At 62.9% G+C, this 26,418-nt stretch carries 25 protein-coding genes; 18 read left to right on the forward strand and 7 right to left on the reverse strand.

Annotated features, from left to right (window positions below):
* Positions 1 to 11: 11 nt before the first annotated feature.
* Positions 12 to 557, reverse strand: a complete 546-nt coding sequence (locus KHO49_RS01345) for a gamma carbonic anhydrase family protein (RefSeq protein WP_123390219.1) — start codon at positions 555 to 557, stop codon at positions 12 to 14.
* Positions 558 to 644: 87 nt separating this feature from the next.
* Here KHO49_RS01345 and prlC point away from each other — a divergent pair, with 87 nt between their 5' ends.
* From prlC to KHO49_RS01370, 5 genes are all read left to right on the forward strand, one after another.
* The gene (gene prlC / locus KHO49_RS01350; protein WP_170001361.1) at positions 645 to 2,723 is read left to right on the forward strand and encodes an oligopeptidase A; all 2,079 of its coding nucleotides are present in this window, start codon (positions 645 to 647) and stop codon (positions 2,721 to 2,723) included.
* Positions 2,720 to 2,998, forward strand: a complete 279-nt coding sequence (locus tag KHO49_RS01355; protein WP_047290196.1) for a YheV family putative zinc ribbon protein — start codon at positions 2,720 to 2,722, stop codon at positions 2,996 to 2,998. Before prlC ends, KHO49_RS01355 begins: the two co-directional genes overlap by 4 nt.
* 430 nt (positions 2,999 to 3,428) lie before the next feature.
* The gene (locus KHO49_RS01360) at positions 3,429 to 4,181 is read left to right on the forward strand and encodes a gluconate 2-dehydrogenase subunit 3 family protein (protein WP_213664501.1); all 753 of its coding nucleotides are present in this window, start codon (positions 3,429 to 3,431) and stop codon (positions 4,179 to 4,181) included.
* Between the two features lie 2 nt (positions 4,182 to 4,183).
* On the forward strand, positions 4,184 to 5,968 hold the full coding sequence (locus KHO49_RS01365) for a GMC family oxidoreductase (protein ID WP_102881431.1): 1,785 nt from the start codon (positions 4,184 to 4,186) through the stop codon (positions 5,966 to 5,968).
* A gap of 12 nt (positions 5,969 to 5,980) precedes the next feature.
* Complete coding sequence (locus KHO49_RS01370) at positions 5,981 to 7,285, forward strand: c-type cytochrome (protein ID WP_213664502.1); 1,305 nt, start codon at positions 5,981 to 5,983, stop codon at positions 7,283 to 7,285.
* A gap of 46 nt (positions 7,286 to 7,331) precedes the next feature.
* On the opposite strand, the gene KHO49_RS01375 is transcribed toward KHO49_RS01370, so the two are convergent.
* Positions 7,332 to 7,688, reverse strand: coding sequence for a hypothetical protein (locus KHO49_RS01375; protein WP_110652527.1), 357 nt, complete (start codon positions 7,686 to 7,688; stop codon positions 7,332 to 7,334).
* 194 nt (positions 7,689 to 7,882) lie between these two features.
* Here KHO49_RS01375 and KHO49_RS01380 point away from each other — a divergent pair, with 194 nt between their 5' ends.
* The 3 genes from KHO49_RS01380 (at position 7,883) to KHO49_RS01390 (ending at position 11,545) form a co-directional block, all read left to right on the forward strand.
* Positions 7,883 to 8,941 (forward strand): PA0069 family radical SAM protein, encoded by a 1,059-nt coding sequence (locus tag KHO49_RS01380; protein WP_110594127.1) that lies wholly within the window; start codon positions 7,883 to 7,885, stop codon positions 8,939 to 8,941.
* Positions 8,942 to 9,183: 242 nt separating this feature from the next.
* The gene (locus tag KHO49_RS01385) at positions 9,184 to 9,918 is read left to right on the forward strand and encodes a carbonic anhydrase (RefSeq protein ID WP_102862473.1); all 735 of its coding nucleotides are present in this window, start codon (positions 9,184 to 9,186) and stop codon (positions 9,916 to 9,918) included.
* 91 nt (positions 9,919 to 10,009) lie between these two features.
* Positions 10,010 to 11,545 (forward strand): SulP family inorganic anion transporter, encoded by a 1,536-nt coding sequence (locus KHO49_RS01390; protein ID WP_213664503.1) that lies wholly within the window; start codon positions 10,010 to 10,012, stop codon positions 11,543 to 11,545.
* A gap of 69 nt (positions 11,546 to 11,614) precedes the next feature.
* Here the strand turns inward: KHO49_RS01390 and KHO49_RS01395 are convergent, their stop codons facing one another.
* The gene (locus KHO49_RS01395; RefSeq protein ID WP_102881436.1) at positions 11,615 to 12,265 is read right to left on the reverse strand and encodes a hypothetical protein; all 651 of its coding nucleotides are present in this window, start codon (positions 12,263 to 12,265) and stop codon (positions 11,615 to 11,617) included.
* Between the two features lie 372 nt (positions 12,266 to 12,637).
* Here KHO49_RS01395 and coxB point away from each other — a divergent pair, with 372 nt between their 5' ends.
* From coxB to KHO49_RS01415, 4 genes are all read left to right on the forward strand, one after another.
* Entirely contained in the window at positions 12,638 to 13,765 is a 1,128-nt protein-coding gene (gene coxB, locus KHO49_RS01400; protein WP_102862476.1) for a cytochrome c oxidase subunit II, read from the forward strand.
* A gap of 82 nt (positions 13,766 to 13,847) precedes the next feature.
* Complete coding sequence (gene ctaD / locus KHO49_RS01405) at positions 13,848 to 15,443, forward strand: cytochrome c oxidase subunit I (protein ID WP_102881437.1); 1,596 nt, start codon at positions 13,848 to 13,850, stop codon at positions 15,441 to 15,443.
* 99 nt (positions 15,444 to 15,542) lie between these two features.
* Positions 15,543 to 16,100, forward strand: coding sequence for a cytochrome c oxidase assembly protein (locus KHO49_RS01410; RefSeq protein ID WP_102862478.1), 558 nt, complete (start codon positions 15,543 to 15,545; stop codon positions 16,098 to 16,100).
* Positions 16,101 to 16,133: 33 nt separating this feature from the next.
* Positions 16,134 to 17,021, forward strand: a complete 888-nt coding sequence (locus KHO49_RS01415) for a cytochrome c oxidase subunit 3 (protein ID WP_213664504.1) — start codon at positions 16,134 to 16,136, stop codon at positions 17,019 to 17,021.
* A 14-nt stretch (positions 17,022 to 17,035) separates the two neighbouring features.
* On the opposite strand, the gene KHO49_RS01420 is transcribed toward KHO49_RS01415, so the two are convergent.
* On the reverse strand, positions 17,036 to 17,239 hold the full coding sequence (locus KHO49_RS01420) for a twin transmembrane helix small protein (protein WP_016967712.1): 204 nt from the start codon (positions 17,237 to 17,239) through the stop codon (positions 17,036 to 17,038).
* Between the two features lie 70 nt (positions 17,240 to 17,309).
* Here KHO49_RS01420 and KHO49_RS01425 point away from each other — a divergent pair, with 70 nt between their 5' ends.
* From KHO49_RS01425 to KHO49_RS01445, 5 genes are read left to right on the forward strand one after another with little or no spacing between them, the layout of a single operon-like run.
* Entirely contained in the window at positions 17,310 to 18,050 is a 741-nt protein-coding gene (locus tag KHO49_RS01425) for an SURF1 family protein (protein WP_213664505.1), read from the forward strand.
* Positions 18,016 to 18,606, forward strand: coding sequence for a PA_0111/PP_0108 family redox-active disulfide protein (locus KHO49_RS01430; RefSeq protein WP_110594123.1), 591 nt, complete (start codon positions 18,016 to 18,018; stop codon positions 18,604 to 18,606). The genes KHO49_RS01425 and KHO49_RS01430 overlap by 35 nt, the downstream gene beginning before the upstream one ends.
* A gap of 10 nt (positions 18,607 to 18,616) precedes the next feature.
* A complete protein-coding gene (locus tag KHO49_RS01435) occupies positions 18,617 to 19,696 on the forward strand; it encodes a COX15/CtaA family protein (protein WP_213664506.1) in 1,080 nt (359 codons plus the stop codon).
* Positions 19,684 to 20,586: a heme o synthase gene (gene cyoE / locus KHO49_RS01440; protein ID WP_102862482.1), complete on the forward strand. Its 903-nt coding sequence runs from the start codon at positions 19,684 to 19,686 to the stop codon at positions 20,584 to 20,586. The genes KHO49_RS01435 and cyoE overlap by 13 nt, the downstream gene beginning before the upstream one ends.
* Positions 20,583 to 21,218, forward strand: a complete 636-nt coding sequence (locus tag KHO49_RS01445; protein WP_102862483.1) for an SCO family protein — start codon at positions 20,583 to 20,585, stop codon at positions 21,216 to 21,218. Before cyoE ends, KHO49_RS01445 begins: the two co-directional genes overlap by 4 nt.
* Before the next feature lie 224 nt (positions 21,219 to 21,442).
* On the opposite strand, the gene KHO49_RS01450 is transcribed toward KHO49_RS01445, so the two are convergent.
* The 3 genes from KHO49_RS01450 to KHO49_RS01460 all read right to left on the reverse strand — a co-directional run bounded on the left by KHO49_RS01450 (position 21,443) and on the right by KHO49_RS01460 (position 23,961).
* Entirely contained in the window at positions 21,443 to 22,216 is a 774-nt protein-coding gene (locus KHO49_RS01450; RefSeq protein WP_102862484.1) for a MetQ/NlpA family ABC transporter substrate-binding protein, read from the reverse strand.
* A gap of 63 nt (positions 22,217 to 22,279) precedes the next feature.
* Positions 22,280 to 22,954 (reverse strand): methionine ABC transporter permease, encoded by a 675-nt coding sequence (locus KHO49_RS01455; protein ID WP_170001354.1) that lies wholly within the window; start codon positions 22,952 to 22,954, stop codon positions 22,280 to 22,282.
* The gene (locus tag KHO49_RS01460) at positions 22,954 to 23,961 is read right to left on the reverse strand and encodes a methionine ABC transporter ATP-binding protein (protein ID WP_102862486.1); all 1,008 of its coding nucleotides are present in this window, start codon (positions 23,959 to 23,961) and stop codon (positions 22,954 to 22,956) included. The genes KHO49_RS01455 and KHO49_RS01460 overlap by 1 nt, the downstream gene beginning before the upstream one ends.
* A 270-nt stretch (positions 23,962 to 24,231) precedes the next feature.
* On the opposite strand from KHO49_RS01460, the gene katE reads away from it, so the two are divergent.
* Positions 24,232 to 26,370, forward strand: coding sequence for a catalase HPII (katE, locus tag KHO49_RS01465; protein WP_110594121.1), 2,139 nt, complete (start codon positions 24,232 to 24,234; stop codon positions 26,368 to 26,370).
* Positions 26,371 to 26,418: the final 48 nt, after the last annotated feature.

A 26,418-nucleotide genomic window follows, 5' to 3' on the forward strand; every position in this document is an offset into this window, starting at 1 on the left:
TCAGTAGCAGATCAGGGACGGTCGTAGCCTTCGGCCAGGTGCAGGTCCTTGAGCTTCACGTAGTTGGCGGCGCTGTAGGTGAAGAAGGCGCGCTCCTTGTCGGTCAGCGGGCGCGCCTGCTTCACCGGGCTGCCGACGTAGAGAAAGCCGCTTTCCAGGTGCTTGCCCGGTGGCACCAGGCTGCCGGCGCCGACGATCACGTCGTCTTCCACCACCGCGCCGTCCATGACGATGCTGCCCATGCCGATCAGCACCCGGCTGCCGATGCGGCAACCGTGGAGCATGACTTTGTGGGCGATGGTCACGTCGTCGCCGATCAGCAGCGGGAAGCCGTCGGGGTTGAAGGGGCCGGCGTGGGTGATGTGCAGCACGCTGGCATCCTGCACGCTGGTGCGCGCGCCGATGCGGATGCGGTGCATGTCGCCGCGGATCACCGTCAGGGGCCAGACCGAGCTGTCGGCGCCGATCTCGACGTCGCCGATGACCACTGCCGAGTGGTCGACAAAGGCCCGTTCGCCCAGGCTCGGGGTGTGGTTCTGATAGCTGCGAATGGCCAAGTGCGAATGCCTCTCTGAGATTTATTAATGGGGGCTATAGCTGCGGTGGCCGCTCATTGTAATTAAGATGGTGCTACGTTTCCCTGCATGTTTCTTCCAGCCAAGGTGCCCACCGTGAGTGTGAACAACCCTCTTCTGCAGCCCTACGACCTGCCGCCGTTCTCGGCGATCCGCGCCGAGCATGTGCAACCGGCCATCGAACAGATCCTGGCTGACAACCGCGCCGCTATCGCTGAAATCCTCAAGACCCAAGCCACCCAGCCCACCTGGGCCGGTCTGGTATTGGCCATGGACGAGCTCAATGACCGCCTGAGCGCGGCCTGGAGCCCGGTCAGCCACCTCAACGCGGTGTGCAACAGCGCCGAACTGCGTGAAGCCTACGAGGCCTGTCTGCCGGCCTTGAGCGCCTACTCCACGGAAATGGGCCAGAACCGCGAGCTGTTCCAGGCCTTCGACGCCCTGGCCAAGAGCCCCGAAGCCGCCGGTTTCGACGTGGCGCAGAAAACCATCCTCGAACACTCCCTGCGGGACTTCCGCCTGTCGGGTATCGACTTGCCGCCCGAGCAGCAACAGCGCTACGCAGAGGTACAAAGCCGGCTCTCGGAGCTGGCCAGCCGTTTCTCCAACCAGTTGCTGGACGCCACCCAGGCCTGGACCAAACACATCACCGACGAAGCGGCCCTGGCCGGCCTGACCGACTCGGCCAAGGCGCAAATGGCCGCCGCGGCCCAGGCCAAAGGCCTGGACGGCTGGCTGATCACCCTGGAATTCCCCAGCTACTACGCGGTGATGACCTACGCCCAGGACCGTGCCCTGCGTGAAGAGGTCTATGCCGCCTACTGCACCCGGGCGTCGGACCAAGGCCCTAACGCCGGTCAGAACGACAACGGCCCGGTGATGGAAGAGATCCTCGACCTGCGTCAGGAACTGGCCAAGCTCCTGGGCTTTGCCAGTTTCTCCGAGCTGAGCCTGGCCACCAAGATGGCCGAGTCCAGCGATCAGGTACTGAGCTTCCTGCGGGACCTGGCCAAGCGCAGCAAACCCTTTGCCGCTCAGGACCTGGAACAGCTGCGGGCCTATGCCGCCGAACAGGGTTGCCCTGACCTGCAAAGCTGGGACAGCGGTTTCTATGGCGAGAAGCTGCGCGAGCAGCGTTACAGCGTGTCCCAGGAAGCCTTGCGCGCCTACTTCCCCATCGACAAGGTACTTGGCGGCCTGTTCGCCATTGTCCAGCGCCTGTATGGCATCGAGATTGCCGAGCAGCAGGGCTTCGACAGCTGGCACCCGGACGTGCGCCTGTTCGAAATCAAGGAAAACGGTCAGCACGTCGGCCGTTTCTTCTTCGACCTCTACGCCCGCTCCAACAAGCGTGGCGGTGCCTGGATGGACGGTGCCCGCGACCGTCGCCGCACCGTTGACGGTGTGTTGCAGAGCCCGGTGGCCAACCTGGTGTGCAACTTCACCCCGGCCGACAGCGGCAAGCCTGCACTCCTGACCCACGACGAAGTCACCACCCTGTTCCACGAGTTCGGCCATGGCCTGCACCACCTGCTGACCCGGGTCGAGCATGCCGGAGTCTCCGGGATCAATGGCGTGGCCTGGGACGCGGTGGAGCTGCCGAGCCAGTTCATGGAGAACTGGTGCTGGGAGCCCGAAGGCCTGGCGCTGATCTCCGGTCACTATGAAACCGGCGAGCCGCTGCCCCAGGACCTGCTGCAGAAGATGCTCGCGGCAAAGAACTTCCAGTCCGGGCTGATGATGGTGCGCCAGCTGGAATTCTCGCTGTTCGACTTCGAACTGCATGCCACCCACGGCGATGGCCGCAGCGTGCTGCAAGTGCTGGAAACCGTGCGTGACGAGGTCTCGGTGATGCGTCCGCCGGCCTACAACCGCTTCCCCAACAGCTTCGCCCACATCTTTGCCGGCGGTTATGCCGCGGGTTACTACAGCTACAAGTGGGCGGAAGTGCTGTCGGCCGATGCCTTCTCCAAGTTCGAGGAAGACGGCGTGCTCAACCCGGCCACCGGGCGCGCGTTCCGCGAGGCGATCCTGGCCCGTGGCGGCTCCCAGGAGCCGATGGTGCTGTTTGTCGATTTCCGCGGACGGGCGCCGTCGATTGACGCACTCTTGCGTCACAGCGGCCTCAGCGAGGACGCGGCAGCATGAGTGACGCACCCGTGAAGACCAAGAAACGCTTTATCGCCGGGGCGGTATGCCCGGCGTGCAGTGAGCAGGACAAGCTGATGATGTGGAGTGAGGACGACGTACCCCATCGCGAGTGCGTGGCCTGTGGCTACTCCGACACCCTCAACGAGCAGGGCCTGTCGGTGCCCAAGGAACTCGGGACCCGGGTCAACAGCGCGACGCCCAAGGTGGCCGACACCAAGGTGCAATCGGTGCAGTTCTTCCCCAACCCCAAGTTGAAGAAAAAAACCGACTGACCACGCCAGACAAAGCCGGCTCCCTGGTAGGAGCCGGCTTGCCGGCAAAGCGATTCGCCCCCCTTCCTTCGCCCCGTGGGCTTTGGCGAGCCAGCTCGCTCCTACGCGGCCCCCTGACCCCCCACCGTTTCGAACCAGCTTTTCCCCGAACAGGTGGCGAACACACGGGTGCTGCAGCCGCCATTGGCCAGCAATGCCCCGTGAGCCAACAGTCATAGAAACCTGAAGCTGATACGTAATTTTCCGCCGCTTCTGATCTTTTTTTCGCCTGAAACGGTTCATCCAAATGCTTAGCCTGCTACCATTTGTAACCAAATTTTGCTGATGTGCTCATAAAAACCGGGTCTTGCCCGGCCTTCTGCGTTGCCAAAACACAAAGTCGCGCCATGACGCGGCTGACCTTTCCATCAATGCCTGATGAGGTGCACCCATGTCTGATCAAGATCGAGACAACCCGCGGCGTGAGTTTTTGCGTAAATCCTTGACCTTGATCCCTGTGGTCACTGTCGCCAGTACCGGCCTGGGCAGTTCCATGCTGGCGGCCGCGCCCGATACGGCCGTCGCTGCCAGGCCGGCGGCGCCGAGCAAGCTGCCCAGCGGCAGCCAGAACTATGAGCCCAGTTACTTCAGCGCCGAAGAGTGGGCCTTCATCAAGGCGGCGGTGGAGCGCCTGATCCCGGCGGACGAAATGGGGCCAGGTGCCCTGGAAGCCGGGGTGCCGGAGTACATCGACCGCCAAATGAACACCCCCTACGCCGCCGGCGCCCTGTGGTACATGCAAGGCCCGTTCAAGGCCGACGCCGCACCGGAGATGGGTTGGCAGAGCAAGCTGGTGCCCAAAGACATCTATCGCCTGGGCATTGCCGCTGTGGATGCATGGTGCAAAGACCTCAAGGGTCAAGTTTTTGCTGCGCAAGACAGCGCTACCCGAGACGCTTTGCTCAAGCAGCTGGAAGCCGGAACCCCGCAGTTCGAGGCGCTCCCGGCCAAGCTTTTCTTCAATCTGCTGTTGCAGAACACCAAGGAAGGCTTCTTCAGCGATCCGATCCACGGCGGCAATAAAGGCCTGGTGGGCTGGACCCTGATCGGCTTTCCCGGCGCGCGCGCCGATTTCATGGATTGGGTGGAACGCAACGAGCAATACCCCTTCCCGGCAGTATCGATTCGCGGCCAGAGGGCTTGAGCATGGCAACAGTGATGAAGAAGGTCGACGCGGTGATCGTCGGTTTCGGCTGGACCGGCGCGATCATGGCCAAGGAGCTGACCGAAGCCGGGCTCAACGTGCTGGCGCTGGAGCGCGGGCCAATGCAGGACACCTACCCTGACGGCAGTTATCCCCAGGTGATCGACGAGCTCACCTACAGCGTGCGCAAGAAACTCTTCCAGGACATTTCCAAAGAAACGGTGACCATTCGCCACAGCGTCAACGACGTGGCCTTGCCCAACCGGCAACTCGGCGCCTTCCTGCCGGGCAACGGCGTGGGCGGCGCCGGCCTGCACTGGTCTGGCGTGCACTTTCGCGTCGACCCCATCGAGCTGCGCATGCGCAGTCATTACGAAGAGCGCTACGGCAAGCATTTCATCCCCAAGGACATGACCATCCAGGACTTCGGCGTCAGCTACGAAGAGCTGGAGCCGTTCTTCGACTTCGCGGAAAAGGTCTTCGGCACCTCGGGCCAGGCCTGGACCGTGAAGGGCCAGTTGGTGGGCGACGGCAAGGGCGGCAACCCTTATGCACCGGATCGCTCGGACCACTTCCCCCTGGAGTCGCAGAAAAACACCTATTCCGCACAGCTGTTCCAGAAAGCCGCCCATGAAGTGGGCTACAAGCCCTACAACCTGCCGTCGGCCAATACCTCGGGGCCTTACACCAACCCTTATGGCGCGCAAATGGGCCCGTGCAATTTCTGCGGCTTCTGCAGCGGCTACGTCTGCTACATGTATTCCAAGGCCTCGCCCAACGTGAACATCCTGCCGGCCCTCAAGCCGCTGCCGAATTTCGAGTTGCGCCCCAACGCCCACGTGCTCAAGGTCAACCTCGACAGCAGCAAGACCCGCGCCACGGGCGTCACCTATGTCGACGGCCAGGGCCGGGAGATCGAGCAGCCGGCGGACCTGGTGATCCTCGGCGCCTTCCAGTTGCACAACGTGCGCCTGATGCTGCTGTCGGGTATCGGCAAGCCCTACGACCCGATCAGCGGCGAAGGCGTGGTGGGCAGGAACTTCGCCTACCAGAACATGGCCACCATCAAGGCCTACTTCGACAAGGACGTGCACACCAACAACTTCATCGGCGCCGGCGGCAACGGCGTGGCGGTGGACGACTTCAACGCCGACAACTTCGACCACGGCCCGCACGGCTTCGTCGGCGGCTCGCCGATGTGGGTCAACCAGGCCGGCAGCCGGCCGATCGCCGGCACCTCGAACCCGCCGGGCACCCCGACTTGGGGCAGCGCCTGGAAGAAGGCCACTGCCGATTACTACACCCACCAGGTATCCATGGACGCCCACGGCGCGCATCAGTCCTACCGCAGCAACTACCTGGATCTGGACCCGGTGTACCGCGATGCCTACGGCTTGCCTCTGCTGCGGATGACCTTCGACTGGCAGGAAAACGACATCAAGATGAACCGTTTCATGGTCGAGAAGATGGGCAAGATCGCCGAGGCGATGAATCCCAAGGCCATTGCCCGACTGGGCAAGCAGGTAGGGGAGCACTTCAACACCGCGTCCTACCAGACCACGCACCTGAACGGTGGCGCGATCATGGGCACCGACCCCAAGACCAGTGCCCTGAACCGCTACTTGCAGAGCTGGGACGTGCACAACGTCTTCGTTCCCGGGGCTTCGGCCTTCCCCCAGGGCCTGGGCTACAACCCCACCGGCCTGGTGGCGGCGCTGACCTACTGGTCGGCTCGGGCGATCCGCGAGCAGTACCTGAAAAACCCCGGCCCGCTGGTGCAGGCATAAGGAGCGATGACCATGAAAGCACTCGTTATCGCCACCCTGGCGCTGCTGGGCAGCGCCTCTGTCAGCGCCGCCGAAGTGGATCAGCAGGCCCTGGTGAAGCAGGGCGAGTACCTGGCCCGTGCCGGTGACTGCGTGGCCTGCCACACCGCCAAGGACGGCCAGCCGTTCGCTGGCGGGCTACCGATGGAAACCCCCATCGGGGTGATCTATTCCACCAACATCACCCCGGACAAGACCGGCATCGGCGACTACAGCTTCGAGGACTTCGACCAGGCCGTGCGCCATGGCGTGGCCAAGGACGGCAGCACCCTGTATCCGGCCATGCCCTTCCCGTCCTATGCCCGGGTCAGCGACGCCGACATGCAGGCGCTGTACGCCTACTTCATGAAAGGCGTGGCCCCGGTGGTCAGGGACAACCAGGACAGCGACATTCCCTGGCCCCTGAGCATGCGCTGGCCGCTGTCGATCTGGCGCTGGATGTTCGCCCCGAGCGTGGAGACCCCGGCGCTCGCGACCGGCAGCGATCCGGTGATCAGCCGCGGTGCCTATCTGGTGGAGGGCCTGGGCCACTGTGGCGCCTGCCACACGCCACGGGCTCTGACCATGCAAGAGAAGGCCCTGAGCGCCAGTGAGGGCAGCGACTTCCTCTCTGGCAGCGCGCCGTTGGAGGGCTGGATCGCCAAGAGCCTGCGCGGTGACCACAAGGATGGCCTGGGCAGCTGGAGCGAAGAGCAGCTGGTGCATTTCCTCAAGACCGGCCGCAGCGATCGCAGTGCGGTGTTCGGCGGCATGAGCGATGTGGTGGTGCACAGCATGCAGTACATGAGCGAGGCCGACCTGACGGCGATTGCCCGCTACCTCAAGTCGCTGCCGGCCAATGATCCCAAGGATCAGCCGCACTCGTATGACCAGCAGGTGGCCGAGGCCCTGTGGAAAGGTGACGACAGCCAGCCCGGCGCGGCGGTGTACATCGACAACTGCGCAGCCTGCCATCGCACCGATGGCCAGGGCTACACCCGGGTGTTCCCGGCGCTGGCGGGCAATCCGGTGCTGCAATCGGCGGATGCCACCTCGCTGATTCACATCGTGCTCAAGGGCGGCACCTTGCCGGCCACCCACAGCGCGCCGTCGACCTTCACCATGCCGCCTTTCGCCTGGCGCCTGTCGGACCAGGAGGTGGCCGATGTGGTCAACTTCATCCGCGGCAGCTGGGGCAACCAGGCGTCGGCGGTGAAGGCCGGGGACGTGGCGGCGTTGCGCAATGGCGACCTGCAGAGCACGTCCAACGATGATTTGGGGCCGTTCACTGGTCGCTAGCGTCGAGGCCGGCGCCCGCTGCGGGCGTCGGTCCGGTGGTGGCTGTTCAGTCCTGGGTGAAGCGCTGGATGCCCAAGCGGCTTTCCAGTTGATAGCCGGCGATGCAGTCCGCCAGTCCGGCGTTCATCAGGTCTTCCCAGCTGGCGGGGAGCAGGCCGATGCCATCGTGGTGGGCGCTCCAGCGCACCGCGGCGAACTTCGGGTCCGCTTCATCGAAAGGTTGCTGGTCGTTCACTGTGGCCTTTTCGATGTCCTGGGTGCACAGCTCGAATTCGCAGGCCAGGCCCCAGAGCTGGCCATCGGGCGCCCTGACGATGATCAGGTCGGCGCCTTGTTCGTAGCTGGGGAGGTAGGCATCCGCTGCGTAGAAGATCTTTTCCAGCCTGCCAGGTGTCCTGGGCATGTTTGCGCTCCTGTTCTTTGAGCCTGCCTTATACCCCAACGCCACAAACCTGTAGGAGCCGGCTTGCCGGCGAAGGTGCGGCCTGTGTCGCGCCGGGGAGCGTTCACTTGCGGGGGGTGGGTTTCGGTCCGGCGGTGCTGGTCAGATAAATCCGGCTCCATTACTGTGTATGCATACAGTAATGGAGCGCTCCCATGTTCACCCCCCTGCCTCCCCGTGGTCGCGGTACCGCGAGCAATCCGCACAATCGTTTCGCGCCCAATCGTTCGGTGGCCGAGGACGACGGCTGGTACCAGGAAGTGCCGCTGACCCAGGGCACCGAGGTGCGTTTTGAAACGGCGAAATCCATCATTACCCGCAACACCTCGCCGGACCTGCCCTTCGATCGCTCGATCAACCCCTATCGCGGCTGTGAGCACGGCTGCATCTATTGCTACGCGCGGCCCAGCCATGCCTATTGGGATATGTCCCCGGGGCTGGATTTTGAAACCAAGCTGATCGCCAAGAGCAACACCGCCGCGCTGCTGGAGCAGCAACTGTCCAAGCCCGGCTATCGCTGTGCCCCGATCAACCTGGGGTCCAATACCGACCCCTACCAGCCCATCGAGCGTGAGCAGCAACTGACCCGACGCACCCTGGAAGTGCTGCTGCGCTATCGGCATCCGGTGACCATCGTCACCAAGGGCTCGCTGATCCTGAGGGACCTGGACCTGCTGGTCGAGCTGGCCCGGCAGCGGCTGGTGGCGGTGATGATCAGCCTGACCACCCTGGACGATGAGTTGAAGCGCATTCTCGAACCCCGGGCGGCGGCGCCCAAGGCGCGTTTGCGGGCGATCCGGGTGATGCGTGAAGCGGGCGTTCCGGTGGGGGTGCTGTGTTCGCCGATGATCCCGATGATCAACGACAGCGAACTGGAAAGCCTGCTCAGCGAGGCCCATGCCGCCGGGGCGCAGAGCGCGGCCTACATGATGCTGCGCCTGCCCCTGGAGGTGGCGCCGCTGTTCGAGGAGTGGCTGGCGGCGCATTACCCGCAGCGGGCCGCCCATGTGCTCAGCCTGATCCGCCAGAGCCGGGGTGGTGAGCTCTACGACAGCCGTTTCGGCAGCCGCATGCGCGGTGAGGGGCCCTTCGCCGACCTGTTGGCCCAGCGTTTCGCCAAGGCGCTCAAGCGCCTGGGGCTCGATCGGCGCGCGGGCTTCGATCTTGATTGCTCGGCCTTCTGTCCGCCGGGGGGGCAGATGTCGTTGCTGTGAGAAGCATTGGCCTATGGTTGCCTAGCGGATGTTGCTGACGGAGGTCCGCTGGTCACCTTTTGACATCGCCCATAGTGGCGTTCTAGAGCGTTCCATTCAGTTTGAGTTAAGTTTTTAGCGCTACCTTGTCCATCAAGTGACCGACGGGTCGCGGTCGGCGCCCCGGTTATTTTTTAATCGATTACTGGCGTCGTGCCGGATAATTCTGGAAAATTCACCAAATCCGACAGAGAGGCTGAATCATGAGTGACAAGGATAAACAGCCGTTGGCTGCGTCGGCTCCCGCACCCACCGAGGTTGCCGAAACCGCCGATGCAGCGCTGCAGCATATCGTTGACGGCTTTTTGCATTTTCATCATGAAGTCTTCCCGCAGCAGGAAGAACTGTTCAAGAAACTCGCCACCGCCCAGCGGCCACGGGCGATGTTCATTGCTTGCGCGGATTCGCGCATCGTTCCCGAACTCATTACCCAGAGCTCTCCCGGCGACCTGTTCGTGACCCGCAACGTGGGCAACGTGGTGCCGCCCTATGGGCAGATGAACGGGGGTGTTTCCACGGCGATCGAATACGCGGTGCTGGCCCTTGGGGTGCACCACATCATCGTCTGCGGGCACTCGGACTGCGGCGCCATGCGCGCGGTGCTCAATCCGCAAAGCCTGGAGAAAATGCCTACGGTCAAGGCCTGGCTGCGGCACGCCGAAGTGGCGCGGACCATGGTCCACGAGAACTGCGATTGCGCCGATGAATCCTCCAGCATGCATGTGCTGACCGAGGAGAACGTCATCGCCCAGTTGCAGCATCTGCGCACCCACCCTTCGGTGGCTTCGCGCATGGCCAACGGCCAATTGTTCATCCATGGCTGGGTCTACGACATCGAGACCAGTTCGATCAAGGCCTACGACGCGGACAAGGGCTGTTTCCTGCCGCTCGATGGCACTCATCCGATCCCCGTGGCGACGCCCAAAGCGCGCTTCTAATCCCGCCTAAATACACCTGAGTGGTTGTAGCCAGGGCCGCCGTTTGGCGGTCCGGCTTTGCCACGCCTGAACAAAAGTCAGGAGAACTGTCATGCGTGCAGCACAGTTGAAAAGTGTCCTGCCACGGGAGCTGCTGGCTTCGGTGGTGGTGTTTCTGGTGGCCCTGCCCCTGTGCATGGGAATCGCCATTGCCTCGGGCCTGCCGCCAGCCAAGGGCCTGATCACCGGGATCATCGGCGGGCTGGTGGTGGGCTGGTTGGCGGGCTCGCCCTTGCAGGTCAGCGGTCCGGCTGCCGGGCTGGCGGTGCTGGTGTTCGAACTGGTGCGCCAGCACGGTGTGGCCATGCTCGGGCCGATCCTGCTGTTGGCCGGGCTGCTGCAATTGTTGGCCGGGCGTCTGCGCCTGGGGTGCTGGTTCCGGGTCACGGCGCCGGCGGTGGTCTACGGCATGCTGGCGGGGATTGGTGTGTTGATCGTGCTGTCCCAGGTGCATGTGATGCTCGATGCCGCGCCCCAGGCCTCGGGGCTGGCTAACCTTGTCGGTTTCCCTCAGGCGCTGGCCCAGGCCTTGCCGAGCCTGGGTTGGCAGGCGGGCTTGCTGGGGTTGTCGACCATCGCGCTGATGTGGGGGTGGGACAAGTGGCGGCCACAATCGCTGCGCTTCATTCCGGGGGCGTTGCTGGGTGTGGGCCTGGCGACCCTGGCCAGCCTGGTCCTGGCCCTGGAGGTGAAGCGGGTCGAGGTGCCGGCCAACCTGAGTGAGGCCATCGACTGGCTGCGCCCCGCCGACCTGCTCAATCTGGCGGACCCCAACCTGTTGATCGCGGCCTTCGCCGTGGCCTTCATTGCCAGCGCCGAGACCTTGCTGTCTGCCGCTGCGGTGGATCGCATGCACAGCGGCGTGCGTTCGGACTTCGACCGTGAACTGTCGGCCCAGGGCGTGGGCAATATGCTCTGCGGCCTGCTTGGGGCCTTGCCGATGACCGGGGTCATCGTGCGCAGTTCGGCCAACCTCCAGGCCGGGGCCCAGACCCGTTTCTCGACGATCTTCCATGGTCTGTGGCTGCTGGGTTTCGTGTTGCTGCTGTCCAGCGTGCTGCAGAGCATTCCGGTGGCGAGCCTGGCCGGGGTGCTGGTCTACACCGGCTTCAAGCTGGTGGACCTCAAGGTGTTTCGCGGCCTTGGGCGCTACGGGCGGATGCCGATGTTGACCTACGCGGTGACGGCCCTGGCGATTGTCTTCAGTGATCTGCTGACCGGGGTGCTGATAGGTTTTGCCCTGACGCTGGCCAAGCTGGCGTTCAAGGCCTCGCGCTTGAAGATCAGCCTGATCGACCTTCCCGCCGCCGGCGAGATGGAGCTGCGTCTGATGGGGGCCGCGACCTTTCTCAAAGTGCCGGCCCTGACTCGGGTTCTGGCGAGCATTCCACCGGCGACGACGGTGCATGTGCCTCTCAACCACCTCAGTTACATCGATCACGCCTGCCTGGAGCTGCTGGAGGAATGGACTCGGGCCAATCAGGCCAAGGGGTCGCGGTTGATGATCGAGGCGCGGGGCTTGAAGCGACGCCTGGAAGGACGCTTGAGCAGTGGTGGTGGGATTGGAGTGGCGTCAGCAAGAAGTTGATGGCAGCAGGGAATGGGCTGCCCCCTTCGCCACAAGGCTCGTTGCGAGCCTTGCTGGCGAGGAGTGGGTTCAGGCGGCGGGCTGGTCGAGCTCTAGCTCCACGCCCAGCTGGCGTGACAGGCAGGGCCAGCGTTTCCAGGCGGCCTCGGTGTCCGGGCTGTTGAGTTTGTCGCGGTAGGCTTCCACTGATTCCAGGGCGAAGCTTTCTTCGTCGAGCATGGCGTCGACCGCGTGGTGTACCGCTTCGTCCAGCTGGTTGGCGAAGGTTTCACCGATCAGTTGGTGGGCGATGAGGTTGGCGACCGTCATGTCCAGGGGGATCAGTGGACGGCCGAAGTGCTTGATGTACAGATCGTTGACCTCTTCCACCAGGCGCAGTGCCAGGTAGGCTTCGTCCAGCAGGCTGTCGAGGCCGACGTGGCCGTCCATGATGGCCGGCGGCTGGAGGAAGAATTGCTCGGCGATCTTCAGTACAGGCTTGATCTGCGATTCGATGCCGGCTTCACGGGCCACCGCATTGGCGGCGTCCAGCAGGTCCGGAACCTGATCGATGTAGGCGCTGACGAAACGGGTCATGACGTCCTTGGCGTCGACTTCGGGCAGCTGGATGGCAGGGTGCAGGTGAGGCAGTTGCGTTTCCAACTGACGGGTCAGAAGGCCTGTGCTGGCTTCGTGTTGCCGGGCCAGTTGGATCTGCTCGCGCAATGCGGCGGTGTTCATGAAAACTCCAGGGAACAAGGGCAATTGAATAGGGAGAACATAAGTTAGCCTGCTTACGAAAATGCTTAAGACGCATTTGTCATAATTATTTCATGCTTAGACAGCGGGGTTATATCGTTCTGCCATCCCGGGCACTCGATCCCTTTTGTGCCGTGGCCTGCAAACCTCCTTTCCAGTGTTTCAGCTGATTTACGCCCTCGCGTTGCGAGGTCAGAGTCGCTGTCTATACTCGCCTTTGTATGAAGTTAGCTGATGACGCCCGACTGCAAATGCAGCGAGGCCCGGCCGGTTTAAGTTCGTAGTCTAGGCAGCCGCTCCCTTGCCGCAGGTGTTAAGCCGGCGGGATAACAAGAACGATAAGGGGAACCCGCAATGATGCGACATCCACATGTCTGGATGGGCCTCCTGTTGTTGTCGATATTCAGCCAGGCGCAAGCCGCCTGGACGGTGAATATGACGCCTGGGGCTACCGAGATAAGCCACGCGGTATTCGACCTGCACATGACCATCTTCTGGATCTGTGTGGTGATCGGCGTCATCGTCTTCGGCGCGATGTTCTGGTCAATGATCGTTCACCGCCGCTCCACGGGCCAGGTCCCGGCCCGGTTCCACGAAAGCACCACCGTGGAAATCCTCTGGACCATCATCCCCTTCCTGATCCTGGTGGCCATGGCTGTCCCGGCGACGGCGACCCTGATCAAGATGTACGACACCAGCGAGCCGGACGTGGACATCCAGATCACCGGCTACCAGTGGAAGTGGCACTACAAATACCTCGGCCAGGATGTGGAGTTTTTCAGCAACCTGGCCACCCCCGCCGAACAGATCCACAACAAGAGCGTCAAGGGCGAGCACTACCTGCTGGAAGTCGACCAGCCCCTGGTGCTGCCGGTGGGGGCCAAGGTGCGCTTCCTGGTGACCGCCGCCGACGTGATCCACTCCTGGTGGGTGCCGGCCTTTGCGGTCAAGCGTGACGCCATCCCGGGCTTCGTCAACGAAGCCTGGACCCGGGTCGACAAGCCCGGCATCTACCGTGGCCAGTGCGCCGAGCTGTGCGGCAAGGACCACGGCTTCATGCCGATCGTGGTGGAGGTCAAGAGCCAGGCCGACTACGACACCTGGATGGGCGAGCGCAAGGCCGAGGCCGCCAAGCTCAAGGAGCTGACCAGCAAGGAATGGACCCTCGATGAGCTGGTGGCCCGTGGCGATAAGGTCTACCACACCGCTTGCGTCGCCTGTCACCAGGCGGAAGGCCAGGGCCTGCCGCCGATGTTCCCGGCCCTCAAGGGCTCGAAGATCGCCACCGGGCCCAAGGGCGATCACTTGAATATCGTCCTTCACGGCAAACCGGGGACTGCCATGGCGGCCTTCGGCAAGCAGTTGTCGGAAGTCGACATCGCCGCCGTCGTCACTTACGAGCGCAACGCCTGGGGCAACAATAAGGGCGACATGGTCACGCCAAAAGAAGTGCTGGCGCTGAAACAGGCGGAAAGCAAATGAGCCGGCTTATTGGGTATTTCCGCAACCGCTCGGGGTGCAGTGTCCCTGAGCGTCCAGCCCACCCGTTTGCAGGAGACAGGGCATGAGTGCAGTGATCGATGACCACGGCCACGCCGGCCATGATGACCACGCCCATGGTCCCGCCAAGGGCCTGATGCGCTGGGTACTGACCACCAACCACAAGGACATCGGCACCCTGTACCTGTGGTTCAGCTTCGCGATGTTCCTGCTGGGCGGCTCCTTCGCCATGGTGATCCGCGCCGAGCTGTTCCAGCCCGGGCTGCAGATCGTCGAGCCGGCGTTCTTCAACCAGATGACCACCATGCATGGCCTGGTGATGGTCTTCGGCGCGGTGATGCCGGCTTTCGTCGGCCTGGCCAACTGGATGATTCCGCTGATGATCGGCGCCCCGGACATGGCCCTGCCGCGGATGAACAACTTCAGCTTCTGGCTGTTGCCGGCGGCCTTCCTGATGCTGGTTTCGACGTTATTCATGCCCGGCGGCGGGCCGAACTTCGGCTGGACCTTCTACGCCCCGCTGTCCACCACCTACGCCCCGGAAAGCGTGACCTTCTTCATTTTCGCCATCCACCTGATGGGCATCAGTTCGATCATGGGGGCAATCAACGTGATCGCCACCATCCTCAACCTGCGTGCCCCGGGCATGACCCTGATGAAGATGCCGCTGTTCGTCTGGACCTGGCTGATCACCGCCTTCCTGCTGATCGCAGTGATGCCGGTGCTGGCTGGTTGCGTGACCATGATGCTGATGGATATTCACTTCGGCACCAGCTTCTTCAGCGCTGCCGGCGGTGGTGACCCGGTGTTGTTCCAGCACGTGTTCTGGTTCTTCGGTCACCCCGAGGTGTACATCATGATCCTGCCGGCCTTCGGCGCCGTCAGCTCGATCATCCCCACCTTCAGCCGCAAGCCGCTGTTCGGCTACACCTCGATGGTCTATGCCACCGGGGCCATCGCCTTCCTGTCGTTCATCGTCTGGGCGCACCACATGTTCGTGGTGGGCATCCCGCTGGTGGGCGAACTGTTCTTCATGTACGCCACCCTGCTGATTGCCGTGCCCACCGGGGTCAAGGTGTTCAACTGGGTGAGCACCATGTGGCAGGGCGCGCTGACGTTCGAGACGCCGATGCTGTTCGCCGTGGCCTTTGTCATTCTGTTCACCATTGGCGGCTTTTCCGGGTTGATGCTGGCCATCGCCCCGGCGGACTTCCAGTACCAGGACACCTACTTCGTGGTGGCGCATTTCCACTACGTGCTGGTGCCGGGGGCGATCTTCGGGATCTTCGCCTCGGCCTATTACTGGTTGCCCAAGTGGACCGGGTACATGTACGACGAAACCCTGGGCAAGCTGCACTTCTGGCTGTCCTTCGTCGGCATGAACATGGCCTTCTTCCCTATGCACTTCGTGGGTCTGGCGGGCATGCCGCGGCGGATTCCGGACTACAACCTGCAGTTCGCCGACTTCAACATGGTGTCCTCCATCGGCGCCTTCACCTTCGGCGCGACGCAGATCTTCTTCCTGTTCATCGTCATCAAGTGCATTCGCGGTGGCAAACCGGCCCCGGCCAAGCCGTGGGAAGGGGCCGAAGGGCTGGAGTGGAGCATTCCATCGCCGGCGCCGTACCACACCTTCGTCACGCCACCGGAAGTGAAATGAACAGCTGTGTTGTAGGAGCGAGCTTGCTCGCGAAGGCGCCAGAACCTGGTGCCCGGTTCGTCGGCAAGCCGGCTCCTACAGGTTCGGGAGGACGTTGAGATGGCCGAGATCTCGCTGAAGAAGCTGGTGACCCGCCTGTTGCTGGTGGTGGCGGCGATGTTCGTTTTCGGTTTTGCCCTGGTGCCGATCTACGACGTGATGTGCAAGGCCTTGGGCATCAATGGCAAGACCGGCGGGCAGTACGCGGACCAGGGGCAGCAGATCGACGCTTCGCGCCAGGTGCGGGTGCAGTTCCTGTCCACCAATGCCATCGACATGGTCTGGGAGTTCTATCCCAAGTCCGATGACATCGTGGTCCATCCGGGGGCGGTGAACGAGATGGTCTTCATCGCCCGCAACCCCAGCGATCACCCGATGAGCGCCCAGGCCATCCCGAGCATCTCCCCCAGCAGCGCGGCCATGTATTTCCACAAGACCGAGTGCTTCTGCTTTACCCAGCAGGTGCTGCAGCCCGGGGAGAAGATCGAGATGCCGGTGCGTTTCATCGTTGACCGCGACATGCCCAAGGATGTGAAGCACCTGACGCTGGCTTACACGCTGTTCGATATCACCGCGCGTCATCCACCGGTGGCGGTTGCCGCCAAGACCGGTGGATAGACGATCTGGCGTGCCCGATAAGGAGAACAACCCATGGCGACTCATGAGCACTATTACGTTCCTGCCCAGAGCAAGTGGCCGATCATTGCGACGGTGGGCATGTTCGTCACCGTGTTCGGCCTGGCGACCTGGTTCAACGACCTCAAGGCGGCGCGCCCGGAATCCCATGGCCCGCTGATCTTTTTCGTCGGTAGCCTGCTGCTGGCCTACATGCTGTTCGGCTGGTTTGGCGCGGTGATCAAGGAAAGCCGCGCCGGCTTGTACAGCGCCCAGCTCGACCGCTCGTTTCGCTGGGGCATGAGTTGGTTCATCTTTTCCGAAGTGATGTTCTTCCTGGCCTTCTTCGGCGCGCTGTTCTATGTGCGACACCTGTCCGGGCCCTGGCTCGGCGGTGAGGGGAACAAGGGCATCGCCCATATGCTTTGGCCGAACTTCGAGTTCGTCTGGCCCCTGCTCAACAACCCCAATCCGAAACTCTTTCCATCGCCCACGGGCACCATCAGCCCCTGGGGCTTGCCGCTGCTCAACACCGTGCTGCTGGTCAGTTCCAGTGTCACCGTGACCATCGCCCACCATGCCCTGAAGAAAGGCCATCGTGGAGCGCTGAAGATCTGGTTGGCGCTGACCGTGCTGCTGGGGTGCGCCTTCCTCGGCTTCCAGGCCGAAGAATACATCCACGCCTATCGCGAGCTGGGCCTGACGCTGGGCTCGGGGATCTACGGCGCCACCTTCTTCATGCTCACCGGTTTCCACGGCGCCCACGTGACCATCGGCACCTTGATCCTGTTCGTGATGCTGATGCGTGTCATGCGTGGGCATTTCGACGCCGAACATCAGTTCGGCTTTGAAGCGGCCAGCTGGTACTGGCACTTCGTCGATGTGGTGTGGATCGGCCTGTTCGTTTTTGTCTACGTGCTCTGAGGGCCTGCAGCGCCCTACCAGGGCGCGTGGGACACCAGCTGGCCGCTGAAGAAACCCCAGGCGATCAAGCCCACGGTGATTGCGGCCAGGCACACCCGAATACTCAAGGCGGTCACCAGGCGTTTGGATTGGCTGTCGTCCTTGACCAGAAAGAACAGGCCGCTGAACAGGCTGATAACCGTGGCAATCAGCATCAGGACGATGGCTGCTTTGAGCATGGTGGGACTCCGGGGGAAACGCGATGTACAGCAGTATAGCGAGTGGATTTCTCAGCCTTGCGGGCCGGTCATGAAAGGCTTCCGGCCGGGAGTCGTGCCAACCCTGGTGGTGCTGTTGCTGCTGCCTGCGCTGGTTTCCCTGGGCTTCTGGCAACTGAGCCGTGGCGAGCAGAAGCGCCAATTGCTGACCAGCTACGCCGAGCGCCGCGCGACCGAGCCGGTGTCGTTGTTCGAGTTGCTGGCGGTCGAGGACCCGGCCTTTCGTCGGGTGCGCCTGCACGGTCATTTCGATGCCGATCACAGCCTGCTGCTGGACAACCGCCTGCACGACGGCAAGGTCGGGGTCGAGCTGCTGCAACCCTTCCTCGATCAGGCCAGCGGGCGCTGGTTGCTGGTCAATCGTGGCTGGCTGCCCTGGCCCGATCGGCGCACGCCTGCGGCATTCAGCACCCCGGAGCAGAGCCTGAGTCTGGATGCCTGGGTCTACGTTTCTCCGGGCGCGGCGTTCCAACTGCAGGCCGACCCGGCGGCTGCGCGCTGGCCACGGTTGATCACCGCCGTGAACCCGGAGGCTCTATGGGCCGAGCTTGGCCGCAGCGGCTTCAACCATGAAGTGCGTCAGGAGTCCGGTGCTGGCGCCTACCTGACCGCGTGGCCGGTGGTGGCCATGGGGCCGGAAAAACACCTGGGCTATGCCGTGCAGTGGTTCGCCATGGCCCTGGCCCTGCTGCTCCTCTATCTCTATTTCGGCTGGCACAACGCACGGGAGAACCGCCATGGGAACGGCCATGAATCCACCCAACATCTCTGACGCCCAGGTGCCCAACCGGCGCCGCGGCCGTTGGCAACTGATCCTGATCCTGCTGATGGTGATCGGTCCGATGATCCTCGCCACCGGCATGTACAAGCTGCAGTTCTGGGTGCCGGAAAGCCGCAGCTATCACGGTGAGCTGATTGGCAATGGCCAGACCCGGGCGCAGATCGGCGTGCAGTCCGAGGAGGCTCGCTGGCAGATCCTGGTCACGGCCCCCAAGGCGTGTGATGCCGATTGCCAGCAATTGGTGTACCTGGCGCGGCAGATTCAGGTGGCCCTGGGCCGCGATGCGTCGCGGGCCAGCCATGCCCTGGCCAGCGCCCAGCCGCTGAGCGCCGAATACCAAGCCAGGCTGCAGCGCGAGTACCCGCAGTTGCAACGCTACCCCCTGGACCTGGTGACCTATGCCAAAGGCGTCAACGACAAGGACGCGCCGCAGCTGTGGATCGTCGATCCCCACAGCAATCTGGTGTTGCGCTACGACGCTCGGGTCAAGGGCAAGGACCTGCTCAATGACCTGCGGCACCTGCTGAAACTGTCGAATATCGGATAAGGGCATCGTCATGGCCAAACCTGGATTTCGCCTCGCGTTGTTTGCCACTTTGCTGGCTCTGATCGTGGTGCTGCTGGGCGCCTACACCCGGCTGACCCACGCGGGCCTGGGCTGCCCGGACTGGCCCGGCTGCTACGGTTTTATCAGCGTGCCCAAAAGCGAAGCCCAACTGGCCCATGCCGAACTGCATTTTCCCGACACCCCGGTGGAAGCCCACAAGGGCTGGAACGAGATGATCCACCGCTATTTCGCCGGCACCCTGGGGCTGTTGATCGTGCTGCTGGCGGCCCGCGCCTGGACCCATCGCCGGCATCCCGGGCAGCCCCTGAAGCTGCCGCTGTTCCTGATGGTGGTGGTGTTTGCCCAGGCGGCCTTCGGCATGTGGACGGTCACCCTCAAGCTCTGGCCGCAAGTGGTCACCGCGCACCTGTTGGGGGGCTTTGCCACCTTGAGCCTGCTGTTCCTGCTGACCTTGCGCCTGTCCGGCGTGCTGCCGGCGCTGATTGTGCCGCGACGCCTGCAGTACTGGGCAACGGCCGGGCTGGTGCTGGTGATCGGGCAGATCGCCCTGGGCGGCTGGGTCAGCTCCAACTACGCCGCCGTGGCCTGCATCGACCTGCCCACCTGCCATGGCCAGTGGTGGCCGAACATGGATTTCGCCAACGGCTTTCACCTGACCCAGCACATCGGCCCCAACTACCTGGGCGGACAATTGGACAGTGACGCCCGCACCGCCATCCACATGACCCACCGGGTCGGCGCGGTGCTGGTGACCCTGGTGTTGCTGGGGCTGGCCTGGCAACTCCGGCAAACCGGCATGACCCGCCTGGCCGGGCTGGTGCTGGTGGCGCTGGCGGCGCAGGTCAGCCTGGGCATCAGCAACGTGCTGTTCCATTTGCCACTGCCGGTGGCGGTGGCGCACAACGCAGGGGGCGCGGCGCTGCTGCTGACCCTGGTGCTGGTCAACTATCACGCCCGTACCAGCCTGGTGCAGGCCCGGGATCGCCTGCCCCTGGGCTGGCGTCTCAGCCCGCGCAAACAGATGGCGGGTCCCATCACCATCAAAGGAGAGATGCCATGGCGACTCTGATCAGCGAACGTCAGCATCCCCAGGCCATCTGGCGCGATTACCTGGAACTGACCAAACCCAAGGTGGTGGTGCTGATGCTGATCACCTCCCTGGTGGGCATGTTCCTCGCCACCCGCGCGGGGGTGCCGTGGACAGTGCTGGTGTTCGGCAACCTGGGCATTGCCCTGTGCGCGGGTGGCGCGGCGGCGGTGAACCATGTGGTGGACCGACGCATCGACGCGCTGATGGCCCGGACCCACAAACGGCCCCTGGCCCAAGGTCGGGTTTCACCCCGGGCGGCCTTGGCGTTCGCCCTGTGCCTCGCGTTGGCCGGGCAAGCGCTGCTGCTGGCGTTTACCAATCCGCTCACGGCCTGGCTGACCCTGGCGTCCTTGCTGGGCTACGCGGTGGTCTACACCGGCTTTCTGAAACGCGCGACGCCGCAGAACATCGTGATCGGCGGGCTGGCCGGTGCGGCGCCGCCGCTGCTGGGCTGGGTTGCTGCTACCGGGCACTTGAGCGCCGAGCCGCTGCTGCTGGTGCTGATCATTTTCGCCTGGACCCCGCCGCACTTCTGGGCCCTGGCCATCCATCGCAAGGAGGAATACGCCAAGGCCGATATCCCGATGCTGCCGGTGACCCACGGTGAGCACTACACCAAGGTGCACATCCTGCTCTATACCTTTGCCCTGCTGGCGGTGAGCCTGCTGCCCTATGCCATCCACATGAGCGGCGTGCTGTACCTGGTGTGCGCTTTGCTTCTGGGCGGGCGCTTCCTGCAATGGGCCTGGGTGCTGTACCGTGGCACTCGGCCGCACGCGGCGATCAACACCTTCAAGTACTCTATTTACTACTTGTTCCTGCTGTTCATCGCCCTGCTCGTAGACCACTACCTATTGTTGAACCTATGACTCGAACTCAGAAAACCGTCTTTATTCTCGTTGCGCTGGTGGCCCTGATCCTGGGGCTGACCGTCAACAAAGTACTGTCCGGCAAGGGTCAGGGCGATCCCACCGCATTGATCGACGCCGGCATCATCCTCCTGCCCCAGAGCCGTACCCTGCCTGCGGTGAAGATGCTCGACCAGGACGGCCAGCCCGTGGTGATCGATGAGTTGAAGGGCAAGTGGTCGCTGCTGTTCTTCGGCTACACCTTCTGCCCGGACATCTGCCCAACCACCCTGGCCCAACTGCGGCAGATCAAGAGTGAGCTGCCCAAGGAGGCGGTGGACAAGCTGCAGGTGATCCTGGTCAGCGTCGACCCCAACCGCGATACGCCGCAGCAGCTCAAGCAGTACCTGGGCTACTTCGACAAGGACTTCAAGGGCCTGACCGCCGCCTCGGTGGAAGACCTGCAGAAGCTCGCCAACGCGGTGAGCATTCCCTTCATTCCGGCGGACACCAGCAAGCCCAACTACACCGTGGACCACAGCGGCAACCTCGCGGTGATCGGTCCGGACGGCCACCAGCGTGGCTTTATCCGCGCACCGTTGAACAACCAGAAGCTGGTGGCCCAATTGCCGGTGATGTTGCAGCGCCAATAACGCGGCATGCTTGAACCGTTGAACCGTTGAACCGTTGAACCGTTGAACCGTTGAACCGTTGAACCGTTGAACCCTGTAGCCGCTGCCGCAGGCTGCGATCGGCCTCGAAGAGGACGCATGCTTGAGGCCCTCGGAAGGCGCTTCGCGCCTTATCGCAGCCTTCGGCAGCGGCTACAAACAAAACGGGGCGCCCCAAGGCGCCCCGTTTGTATTTCTGCAACCGATCAGAACGCTGGCAGCACGGCGCCTTTGTACTTCTCGAGAATGAATTGCTTCACTTCTGGGCTGTGCAGGGCGGCGACCAGTTTCTTCATGGCGTCCGAGTCCTTGTCGTCAGGACGGGCGACCAGGATGTTCACGTAAGGCGAATCCTTGCCTTCGATCACCAGGGCATCCTTGGAAGGGTCCAGCTTGGCCTGCAGGGCGTAGTTGGTGTTGATCAGGGCCAGGTCGACCTGAGTCAGCACGCGGGGGATGGTAGCGGCTTCCAGTTCGCGGAACTTCAGGTCCTTGGAGTTCTCGGTGATGTCCTTGATGGTGGCCAGGATGTTGTTGGAATCCTTGAGCTTGATCAGGCCGGCCTTGTCCAGCAGCAACAGGGCGCGACCGCCGTTGGTGGCGTCGTTGGGGATCACCACGGTGGCGCCGCCTGGCAATTCGGAGAGTTGCTTGTATTTGCTGGAGTAGGCGCCCAGGGGTTCCAGGTGCACGCCGGCCACGCTCACCAGCTTGGTGCCCTTGGCCTTGTTGAACTCATCCAGGTATGGCTGGTGCTGGAAGAAGTTGGCGTCCAGGCGTTTCTCGGCCACTTGCACGTTGGGCTGCACGTAGTCGGTGAAGACCTTGACCTTCAGGTCCACGCCTTCTTTGGCCAGGGCCGGTTTGACGAATTCCAGGATCTCGGCGTGGGGCACCGGTGTGGCGGCCACGGTCAGGGTTTCGGCGGCGTGCGCGGAGAACGCGGCAACGGCTGCGAAAGCGACGAGTAGTTTTTTCATCGAACAAGCTCCTTGTAAGTCGCCCGACCCCGGGCGCCTGCCGGCCGGGGCCGGCGATTGCAATTATTTGCGGGAAAAGTGCACCACCAGCTTATCGCCAACGGTTTGCAGAACCTGAACCAACACAATCAGCATCACCACGGTCACCACCATCACATCGTCCTGGAAACGCTGGTAACCATAACGAATGGCCAGGTCACCGAGGCCGCCTGCACCCACGACACCGGCCATGGCGGTGTAGCCGACCAGGGCGATGGCGGTGACCGTGATCGCCGCGATGATACCGGGGCAGGCTTCTGGCAGCAGGGCGTTCATGATGATCTGCCGGGTCGTGGCGCCCATGGCCTGGGTGGCCTCGATAATGCCGCGATCCACTTCACGCAGAGCGGTTTCCACCAGGCGCGCGAAGAAGGTGGAAGCGCCCACCACCAGCGGAGGGATGGCGCCCGCCACACCCAGGGAGGTGCCCGTGATGAGGATAGTGGTCGGAATCATCACGATCAGCAGGATGATGAACGGCAGCGAGCGGATGGCGTTGACCACAAAGCCCAGGATCGAATAGACATTTTTCTGTTCCAGCAACTGCCTTGGGCTGCACAGGAACAGCAAGACCCCCAGCGGCAGGCCGACCAGTACGGTGAATACCAGGGACGTGCTGAGCATGACCATGGTGTCGCTGGCCGCCACTCCGATATCGGCCCAGTCAACGTTGTCGAAGTAATGCAGTAAGCCGCTCATTAGCGCAGCACCTCCATGTGGACATCCGCCGCGGTGAAGCGGGCGAAGGCCGCTTCCATGTCACCGCCGGTGATGGCCAGGGTCAGTTGCCCGTAAGGGGTGTCTTTGATGCGGTCGATGCGTCCGGCGAGGATGCTGTAGTCGACCCCGGTCTCCCGGGCCACAGTGCCCAGCAGCGGTGCGTAGGTGGAATCGCCCTGGAAAGTCAGGCGCACGATACGCCCCGGTACGTGGGCGAAGTCGTCGCGTTGCTCGTTCTCGTCGATCTGCTCGTCTTCCTGGACGAAGCGTTTGGTGGTCGGGTGCTTGGGGTGCAGGAACACCTCGGCCACCGAGCCCTGTTCGACGATCTGGCCGGCGTCCATGACCGCCACTTGGTCACAGACGCGACGGATCACGTCCATCTCGTGGGTGATCAGAACGATGGTCAGGTTCAGCTCGCGATTGATCTCGGCCAGCAGTTGCAGGACCGAGGCCGTGGTCTGCGGATCGAGGGCGCTGGTGGCTTCGTCGCACAGCAGGATCTTTGGCTTGGTGGCCAGGGCGCGGGCGATGCCGACGCGCTGCTTCTGGCCGCCGGACAGTTGTGCCGGATATTTCTTGGCGTGGTCGGACAGGCCGACCCGCTCCAGCAACTCAGCCACACGGCGTTCGATGTCGCTGCGCGACAGCTCGCCGGCCAGGGTCAGGGGCAAGGCGACATTGTCAGCCACAGTCTTGGAGGACAGCAGATTGAAGTGCTGGAAGATCATCCCGACCTGTTGGCGGAAGCGGCGCAGGCCGTTGGCGTCCAGCGCGGTGACTTCTTCACCGTCGACGATGATCGTGCCGCCGCTGGGGTTTTCCAGGCGGTTGATCAGGCGCAGCAGCGTGCTTTTGCCCGCGCCGGAATGACCGATCAGGCCGAACACCTGGCCATTCTCGACCCGAAGACTGGTCGGGTGCAGGGCGGGAATATCCTTACCGGCGACCCGGTAGGTTTTATGGACGTTTTGAAACTCGATCACGTAGCGAACCTTGTGGGGCGCGTTAGAAAAGGATCAGCGGTTAGCCGGGCGCGCATTTTAGCCTGTCCGTATAGAGGTTCTTAGCATTTATTTCGCAATCATCCTGCCATTTGGCAATAACGCGATCAAAGGTCATAAAAAAGGAACGCTCGCGGTTTCTCGTCAGTCACTACTTAAGCCACTCGAAAAGCCCCAGGTGCCGTGCCTGCGGGCCTGTGTTCACGAAGCCCCGGCGCGCCAGGGACTTCGCCAACGAGGAGTTTTTGTCTGATGAGTACGAAAAAGCCCAATGCCCCGAAAAGCCAGATGGCCGGGACCGATACCCTGGACCGGGGCAACAGCAACACCAAGTTACAGAGCCTGGAGCCGTTCCGCTCCGACGCCACGGGCCAGGCCCTGCGGACCAATCAGGGGGTGAAGGTCGCTGACAACCAGAACAGCCTCAAGGCGGGCGCTCGTGGTCCTTCGCTGCTGGAAGACTTCATCATGCGGGAGAAGATCACCCACTTCGACCATGAGCGGATTCCCGAGCGCATCGTCCACGCCCGGGGTGTTGGCGCCCATGGCTACTTCCAGAGCTACGACAATCATTCGGCGCTGACCAAGGCCGGTTTCCTGCGCGATCCGCAGAAGAAGACCCCGGTGTTCGTGCGCTTTTCCACGGTCCAGGGACCAAGAGGCTCCGGCGATACCGTGCGTGATGTACGGGGATTTGCAGTGAAGTTCTTCACCGACGAGGGCAACTTCGACCTGGTGGGCAACAACATGCCGGTGTTCTTCATTCAGGACGCGATCAAGTTCCCCGACTTCGTGCATGCGGTGAAACCCGAGCCGCATAACGAAATCCCCACCGGCGGCTCGGCCCACGACACCTTCTGGGACTTCGTATCCCTGCAGCCGGAGTCGGCACACATGGTGATCTGGGCCATGTCCGACCGGGCCATTCCGAAAAGCCTGCGCAGCATGCAGGGCTTTGGTGTGCACACCTTCCGTCTGATCAACGCCGAGGGGCGCGCAAGCTTCGTCAAGTTTCACTGGCGGCCGACGGTGGGCACCTGTTCCCTGGTCTGGGACGAGGCGCAGAAGCTCGCCGGCAAGGACACCGACTTCCATCGCCGTGACCTGTGGGACTCCATCGAAGCCGGGGATTACCCGGAGTGGGAGTTCGGCGTGCAGATCATCGCCGAAGAAGACGAACACAATTTCGACTTCGACATTCTCGACCCCACCAAGCTGATCCCCGAGGAACTGGTGCCGATCACGCCCCTGGGCAAGATGGTGCTCAACCGCAACCCCGACAATTATTTTGCCGAAACCGAGCAGGTCGCCTTCTGCCCGGGGCACATCGTGCCGGGGATCGATTTCTCCAACGACCCGTTGTTGCAAGGGCGGCTGTTTTCCTACACCGATACACAGATCAGTCGCCTGGGTGGGCCGAACTTTCATGAGCTGCCCATCAACCGACCGCTGACCCCTTTGCACAATGGTCAGCGCGACGCCATGCACCGCAGCACCATCGACAGGGGGCGGGCTGCCTACGAGCCGAACTCCATTGATGGGGGCTGGCCGAAAGAAACCCCGCCGGCGGCCCAGGATGGTGGCTTCGAGAGTTATAACGAGCGCATCGATGCCCACAAGATCCGCCAGCGCAGCGAGTCGTTCGGCGATCATTTCTCCCAGGCACGGCTGTTCTTCAACAGCATGAGCAAGCACGAGCAGGAACACATCATCGCGGCCTACAGCTTCGAGCTGGGCAAGGTCGAGCGGCAGTGGATCCGTGAGCGGCAAGTGAACGAGATCCTCGCCAACATCGATCTGCACCTGGCCGCTCGTGTGGCCGAGAACCTGGGCTTGGCGGCGCCGAAGAAGGCCACTGTGGCTGAGCGCAAGACGTCGCTGACACGCTCGCCGGCCCTGAGCCAGGCGAACCTGCTGCCGGGTCATATCAAAACGCGGAAAGTGGCAATTCTAGCGGCCAACGGCGTTGATGGTGCAGCGATTGACGCGTTGAAGAAGGCTCTCAAGGCCGAAGGGGCGCACGCCAAGCTGTTAGGGCCAACCTCGGCACCGGTTACCAGCGCGGATGGCAAGCGCCTGTCGGTGGATGCTTCCATGGAAGGCCTGCCGTCAGTGGCGTTCGACGCGGTGTTCGTGCCGGGCGGCGCGCAGTCGATCAAGACCCTGAGCGGCAATGGTGTGGCGCTGCATTATCTGTTGGAGGCCTACAAACATCTCAAGGCCATCGCCTTGCACGGCGAAGCCCGGGAGCTGCTGGCGGTGCTCAAGCTGGAAGCGGACAAGGGCTTGATCGTTGGAGGAGATGCCAAGGCATTCAAAGCGTTCTTTGCCGCCATTGGGCAGCATCGGGTCTGGGATCGAGAGGAAAAGGCCAAGGCAATCCCGGCCTGAACAAACTTTCGCCGACTAGCCCGCTCCCGGTAGGAGCCGGCTTGCCGG

This window comes from Pseudomonas sp. RC4D1, assembly GCF_018390395.1.
Lineage (GTDB): Bacteria > Pseudomonadota > Gammaproteobacteria > Pseudomonadales > Pseudomonadaceae > Aquipseudomonas > Aquipseudomonas danubii.

Coding starts and splice junctions, on each gene's coding strand:
- prlC (WP_170001361.1), top strand. CDS start 645: ATGTTTCTTCCAGCCAAGGTGCCCACCGTGAGTGTGAACAACCCTCTT.
- KHO49_RS01360 (WP_213664501.1), top strand. CDS start 3,429: ATGTCTGATCAAGATCGAGACAACCCGCGGCGTGAGTTTTTGCGTAAA.
- KHO49_RS01390 (WP_213664503.1), top strand. CDS start 10,010: ATGCGTGCAGCACAGTTGAAAAGTGTCCTGCCACGGGAGCTGCTGGCT.
- KHO49_RS01365 (WP_102881431.1), top strand. CDS start 4,184: ATGGCAACAGTGATGAAGAAGGTCGACGCGGTGATCGTCGGTTTCGGC.
- KHO49_RS01395 (WP_102881436.1), bottom strand. CDS start 12,265: ATGAACACCGCCGCATTGCGCGAGCAGATCCAACTGGCCCGGCAACAC.
- KHO49_RS01385 (WP_102862473.1), top strand. CDS start 9,184: ATGAGTGACAAGGATAAACAGCCGTTGGCTGCGTCGGCTCCCGCACCC.
- coxB (WP_102862476.1), top strand. CDS start 12,638: ATGATGCGACATCCACATGTCTGGATGGGCCTCCTGTTGTTGTCGATA.
- KHO49_RS01420 (WP_016967712.1), bottom strand. CDS start 17,239: ATGCTCAAAGCAGCCATCGTCCTGATGCTGATTGCCACGGTTATCAGC.
- KHO49_RS01410 (WP_102862478.1), top strand. CDS start 15,543: ATGGCCGAGATCTCGCTGAAGAAGCTGGTGACCCGCCTGTTGCTGGTG.
- KHO49_RS01455 (WP_170001354.1), bottom strand. CDS start 22,954: ATGAGCGGCTTACTGCATTACTTCGACAACGTTGACTGGGCCGATATC.
- KHO49_RS01435 (WP_213664506.1), top strand. CDS start 18,617: ATGGCCAAACCTGGATTTCGCCTCGCGTTGTTTGCCACTTTGCTGGCT.
- KHO49_RS01355 (WP_047290196.1), top strand. CDS start 2,720: ATGAGTGACGCACCCGTGAAGACCAAGAAACGCTTTATCGCCGGGGCG.
- KHO49_RS01450 (WP_102862484.1), bottom strand. CDS start 22,216: ATGAAAAAACTACTCGTCGCTTTCGCAGCCGTTGCCGCGTTCTCCGCG.
- KHO49_RS01415 (WP_213664504.1), top strand. CDS start 16,134: ATGGCGACTCATGAGCACTATTACGTTCCTGCCCAGAGCAAGTGGCCG.
- KHO49_RS01375 (WP_110652527.1), bottom strand. CDS start 7,688: ATGCCCAGGACACCTGGCAGGCTGGAAAAGATCTTCTACGCAGCGGAT.
- KHO49_RS01370 (WP_213664502.1), top strand. CDS start 5,981: ATGAAAGCACTCGTTATCGCCACCCTGGCGCTGCTGGGCAGCGCCTCT.
- cyoE (WP_102862482.1), top strand. CDS start 19,684: ATGGCGACTCTGATCAGCGAACGTCAGCATCCCCAGGCCATCTGGCGC.
- KHO49_RS01430 (WP_110594123.1), top strand. CDS start 18,016: ATGGGAACGGCCATGAATCCACCCAACATCTCTGACGCCCAGGTGCCC.
- KHO49_RS01380 (WP_110594127.1), top strand. CDS start 7,883: ATGTTCACCCCCCTGCCTCCCCGTGGTCGCGGTACCGCGAGCAATCCG.
- KHO49_RS01425 (WP_213664505.1), top strand. CDS start 17,310: ATGAAAGGCTTCCGGCCGGGAGTCGTGCCAACCCTGGTGGTGCTGTTG.
- katE (WP_110594121.1), top strand. CDS start 24,232: ATGAGTACGAAAAAGCCCAATGCCCCGAAAAGCCAGATGGCCGGGACC.
- ctaD (WP_102881437.1), top strand. CDS start 13,848: ATGAGTGCAGTGATCGATGACCACGGCCACGCCGGCCATGATGACCAC.
- KHO49_RS01445 (WP_102862483.1), top strand. CDS start 20,583: ATGACTCGAACTCAGAAAACCGTCTTTATTCTCGTTGCGCTGGTGGCC.